The following is a 293-nucleotide window of genomic DNA, read 5'->3' as shown; positions in this document are numbered from 1 at the left end:
GCAGTTTTACTGCGCTAGTCAACGCGAGCGTTATGCATTAGGAGGCAATGAGCATTGAGCACTGTCGAGGGTTGGGCTAAGCAAATTGTTGCCAAAGAGCTGGGCGAGATAGTTGAAGTCCATGATGATGGTTCTGAACCTGGAATGTATGATCTTATGATAGGATCAAAGAGCTCTCCTAAATACGCTATTGAATGTGTTGGTGCAGTCGACCCCGTCGCAACTGAAACATGGAATGTTGGCCCACCATTAAGGTTAACTCAGCTGGTGATTGGCAGCTGATGTGATTTAAC

General features: G+C 46.4%; 1 protein-coding gene. It reads left to right on the top strand.

Translation table 11 applies throughout. The features are described 5' to 3' along the window. Positions 1-54 precede the first annotated feature (54 nt). On the top strand, positions 55-282 hold the full coding sequence (locus tag Q5762_RS37835) for a hypothetical protein (protein WP_170905707.1): 228 nt from the start codon (positions 55-57) through the stop codon (positions 280-282). Positions 283-293 lie beyond the last annotated feature (11 nt).

The sequence above is a fragment of the Streptomyces sp. P9(2023) genome (genome assembly GCF_032436795.1).
Classification (GTDB): Bacteria; Actinomycetota; Actinomycetes; order Streptomycetales; family Streptomycetaceae; genus Streptomyces.
The sequence above is the reverse complement of the archived record's forward strand: the minus strand, read 5'-3'. Positions and strand labels throughout refer to the sequence as shown.